This is a genomic window from Salipiger sp. HF18, assembly GCF_011806505.1.
In the GTDB taxonomy this organism is placed as follows: domain Bacteria; phylum Pseudomonadota; class Alphaproteobacteria; order Rhodobacterales; family Rhodobacteraceae; genus Salipiger; species Salipiger thiooxidans.
This window is the reverse complement of sequence record NZ_JAATOS010000471.1, coordinates 1-3075: the sequence shown is the minus strand read 5'-3', so window position 1 is coordinate 3075 and position 3075 is coordinate 1. Positions and strand designations below refer to the sequence as shown.

5 protein-coding genes are annotated in these 3075 nt (G+C 65.4%); 2 read left to right on the top strand and 3 right to left on the bottom strand.

Annotated features, from left to right (window positions below; all coding sequences use genetic code 11):
* Together rplM and HC022_RS22625 are read right to left on the bottom strand one after the other, a co-directional pair.
* Positions 1-319, bottom strand: a 319-nt coding sequence (gene rplM / locus HC022_RS22630; RefSeq protein ID WP_167453902.1) for a 50S ribosomal protein L13, incomplete at its 3' end; no start/stop codon positions are given.
* Positions 320-479: 160 nt separating this feature from the next.
* Positions 480-1904, bottom strand: coding sequence for a PLP-dependent aminotransferase family protein (locus HC022_RS22625; protein ID WP_008885800.1), 1425 nt, complete (start codon positions 1902-1904; stop codon positions 480-482).
* Positions 1905-1973: 69 nt separating this feature from the next.
* Between HC022_RS22625 and HC022_RS22620 the strand changes: the two genes are divergently transcribed.
* Entirely contained in the window at positions 1974-2204 is a 231-nt protein-coding gene (locus tag HC022_RS22620; RefSeq protein ID WP_008883857.1) for a DUF1127 domain-containing protein, read from the top strand.
* Between the two features lie 85 nt (positions 2205-2289).
* Here the strand turns inward: HC022_RS22620 and HC022_RS22615 are convergent, their stop codons facing one another.
* Positions 2290-2718, bottom strand: coding sequence for a PaaI family thioesterase (locus HC022_RS22615; RefSeq protein ID WP_167453901.1), 429 nt, complete (start codon positions 2716-2718; stop codon positions 2290-2292).
* A gap of 57 nt (positions 2719-2775) precedes the next feature.
* On the opposite strand from HC022_RS22615, the gene HC022_RS22610 reads away from it, so the two are divergent.
* Positions 2776-3075, top strand: a 300-nt coding sequence (locus HC022_RS22610) for an enoyl-CoA hydratase/isomerase family protein (protein WP_175583700.1), incomplete at its 3' end; no start/stop codon positions are given.

Here is a 3075-nt window from a genome sequence, read left to right as displayed (position 1 = left end):
GCTTGACGGCCTGCAGGACCACGCGCTCGGGGTAGGCACCCTCGAGGATCTGGGCCTTGGTGCGGGACTTGATGCCGCCCGGGTGGCCGGTGTGCCAGTAGAAGTTTTCTTCACGCTTCTTGCCGGTCATCTGCACCTTGTCGGCGTTGATGATGATGACATTGTCACCCATGTCCATATGGGGCGTGAAGGTGGCCTTGTGCTTGCCACGCAGACGCATGGCGACGATCGAGGCGAGACGGCCGAGAACGACGCCTTCCGCGTCGATCACGATCCATTTCTTCTCGATGTCTGCCGGAGTCGCAGAGAAGGTTTTCATCGCGGTTGCCCTTGAGCTTGTTCAAATGGACCCCGCTGGGGAGGCCCGAATTCAGATTGGGCGGTTATATGCATCCCGCGAGCCACGTCAAGCGGGACAAATCCAAATTATCCATTACAAAACAATGGCTTGAAATTATGGTATCTATATACCCCAATTTTCAGACCAGAATCTGCTCCGGCGGATTGTCCAAAAGCCGCCGCAACCGTCCCAGCGCCGCCTCGAAATCGCTGAGCGCGACCTGCGCGTTCATGCCGATGCGGACCGCGTGCGGCGCAAATCCGTTGCGGGGGGAGAACTCCTCGGCCGGGCGCAGTTGCACGCCCTGCGCCTCGGCGGCACGGCTGAAGGCGGCGGCGCGCCAGCCGCTGGGCAGGCGCAGCCAGACGAAGGGCGCCTCCTCGTGCCAGCCGATGTCGTGCCCGCCAAGCGCATTCACCGCCGCGCGCACGTAGACCGCGTTGCGGCGGCGGACCGAGCGCACGATCTCGCGGGTCTCGTCGCGGGTCAGCAGGTCTCCGATCAGGTCGGCCAGCGGCTTGGCCAGTCCGAAGAAGCCGTTTTCGGCTACACGGCGAAGCTCGCTGCGGCGCGATTGCGGCGCGATGGCAAAGCCCACCCGCAGCGCAGGCGTCAGCGTCTTGGAGATCGAGGAGACGAACCACCCGTGCTCGGGCAGCAGCGCGCGGTAGCTCTCGGAGCGCGTCTCGCCGAGAAAGGTGCTGTCGTCCTCGAGGATGTCGAACCCGCCACGGCGCACCACATCTGCGATCTCATGGCGGCGTTTCGGCGGCGTCACCAGCGCGGTGGGATTGTGCAGTTCCGGAGAGGTACAAAGCAGCTGAGCCTCGTGACGGTGCGCGAGTTCGGCCAGAGCGGAGGGTACAATTCCGTCCTCATCCATCGGAACCGATACAATCTCGGCCCGCACCAGCTCGGCGGCACGGCGGAAGCCGGGATAGGCCAGCTCCTCGACCAGCACCACGGGGCGGCGCCCCCGCAGCACCGCCTGCATCACCAGCGAGATGCCGCTTTGCGCCCCGTGCGAGAGCACGATGTCCTCGTGCTGGAGGCTCCCCAGCGGCACGTGGTCGAGCCAGTCGACCACCGCTTGTCGGGTCGCGGCAAAGGAGGATGCGGTCGGGTAGTCCAGAAGCGCCCGGTCCGGACGCTCGGCCAGACGGCGAAAACCGTCGTTTATCAACGCGATCTGACCCAGGTCGGGCAGGCGCGCGGTGAACAGGTTCACCATCTCGATGCCGTCCGTGCCCGGTGTCATCGGGCGGGTGATGTAGAGCGGCGGGCGCTCCTCGTCCTTGTAGCTGACGAAGGTGCCGCGCCCGACCTCGGCGGTCAGCACGTTCTCGTCCGTGAGCAACGTGTAGGCCCGCGCCACCGTGCCCGGCGTCATGCCGAGACGCCACGCCAGATCGCGTACCGGCGGCAGCCGCGTGCCCTCGGGCAGATGGCCCTGGTCGATGCCTCGTCGCAGCGCCGAGGACAGCACGCGGTACTTCGGCCCCTCCGGCTGCTCCTCGAACAGCGCAGATATTGTATCGGTCACAATGTTTTTCTCGACGCCCATAGTGGCAGAATGTATCAAATCGGCACGAAATACAAGGACATTGTACCAATACAAAGCTGGAGTTATCCCATGGTCAACAATACCGCACATGCCCCGCTGATCGCCTATCTCGACGCGCAGCGCCCGCTGCCGCCGATGTCGGCCATTGCGCTGCGCATCGCGGTGGTGCTGGCTCAGTGGTCCGAGCGCCGCCGCACCCGTCGTGCGCTGTCGCAGCTCGATGCACATCTGCTGAGGGATATCGGCGTGGAACGACACGTGGCCTACAAGGAAGCGCGTCGCATGTTCTGGCAGCGCTGATCCCCGGAGCTGACAGAACCTCTTCCCTTGGCGCGAGGCATCCCCTCGCGCCATTTTTGGTTTCTCTCTGGTGGGGCGCCCTGCCCTAGCCCATCGCCACCGGCGGGATCGAATAGGTCAGCGAGGCATGGGCCACGACCTTGTCCGAGCCCTCGGAATAGAGCAGCACGTCGGTCACGCTGAGGCTGCGCCCGAGCTTCAGCAGCCGCGCCTCGGCCAGCAGGTCGACCCCGGCCTCGGGCTTGCGCATGAAGTCGATGGAGCAATGGGTGGTCACCGTCAGCGCCTGCCGCCCGATCCGCGCCAGCGTCGCCACATAGGCCGCCACGTCCGCCAGCGCGAACATCGAGGGCCCCGAGACGGTGCCCCCGGGCCGCAGATGCGCGTCCGAGACCCGCAGCCGCATCACCAGCAGGTCCTCGTCCATGCGGTCGATCCCGAACATGCCGTCGACCTGCGGAAACACGTCCGCAAGATAGTCCTCCATCTCGGCTATGGTAAACGTGATCGCCATTCTTTCCTCCCTGTCGTGGCAGGGCTAAGCTGCCTGCAAACAGGTTGGGAGGACAAGATGGACCTGCTGGAACGTCACGACACGGGCGCCGTCGCGCATCTGAAACTGAACGCGCCGGAGCGGCTGAACGCGCTTTCGGACGAGATGCTCGCCGCGCTGCAAGAGCAGATCGACGCGCTGCGCGAGGACCGGACGGTGCGCGCGGTGATCCTGTCGGGCGCGGGCAAGGCGTTCTGCGCCGGGCACGATCTCAAGCAGATGCAGCAGGGCCGGCAGAACGAGGACGGCGGCAAGGCCTATTTCGCCGACCTCTTCGCCCGCTGCACCCGGGTGATGGTCGGGCTGCAGGCGCTGCCC

What these genes read in the sequence shown, in the direction of transcription:
- HC022_RS22615 (WP_167453901.1), bottom strand. Translation starts at nt 2,718, where the DNA reads ATGGCGATCACGTTTACCATAGCCGAGATGGAGGACTATCTTGCGGAC.
- HC022_RS22625 (WP_008885800.1), bottom strand. Translation starts at nt 1,904, where the DNA reads ATGGGCGTCGAGAAAAACATTGTGACCGATACAATATCTGCGCTGTTC.
- HC022_RS22620 (WP_008883857.1), top strand. Translation starts at nt 1,974, where the DNA reads ATGGTCAACAATACCGCACATGCCCCGCTGATCGCCTATCTCGACGCG.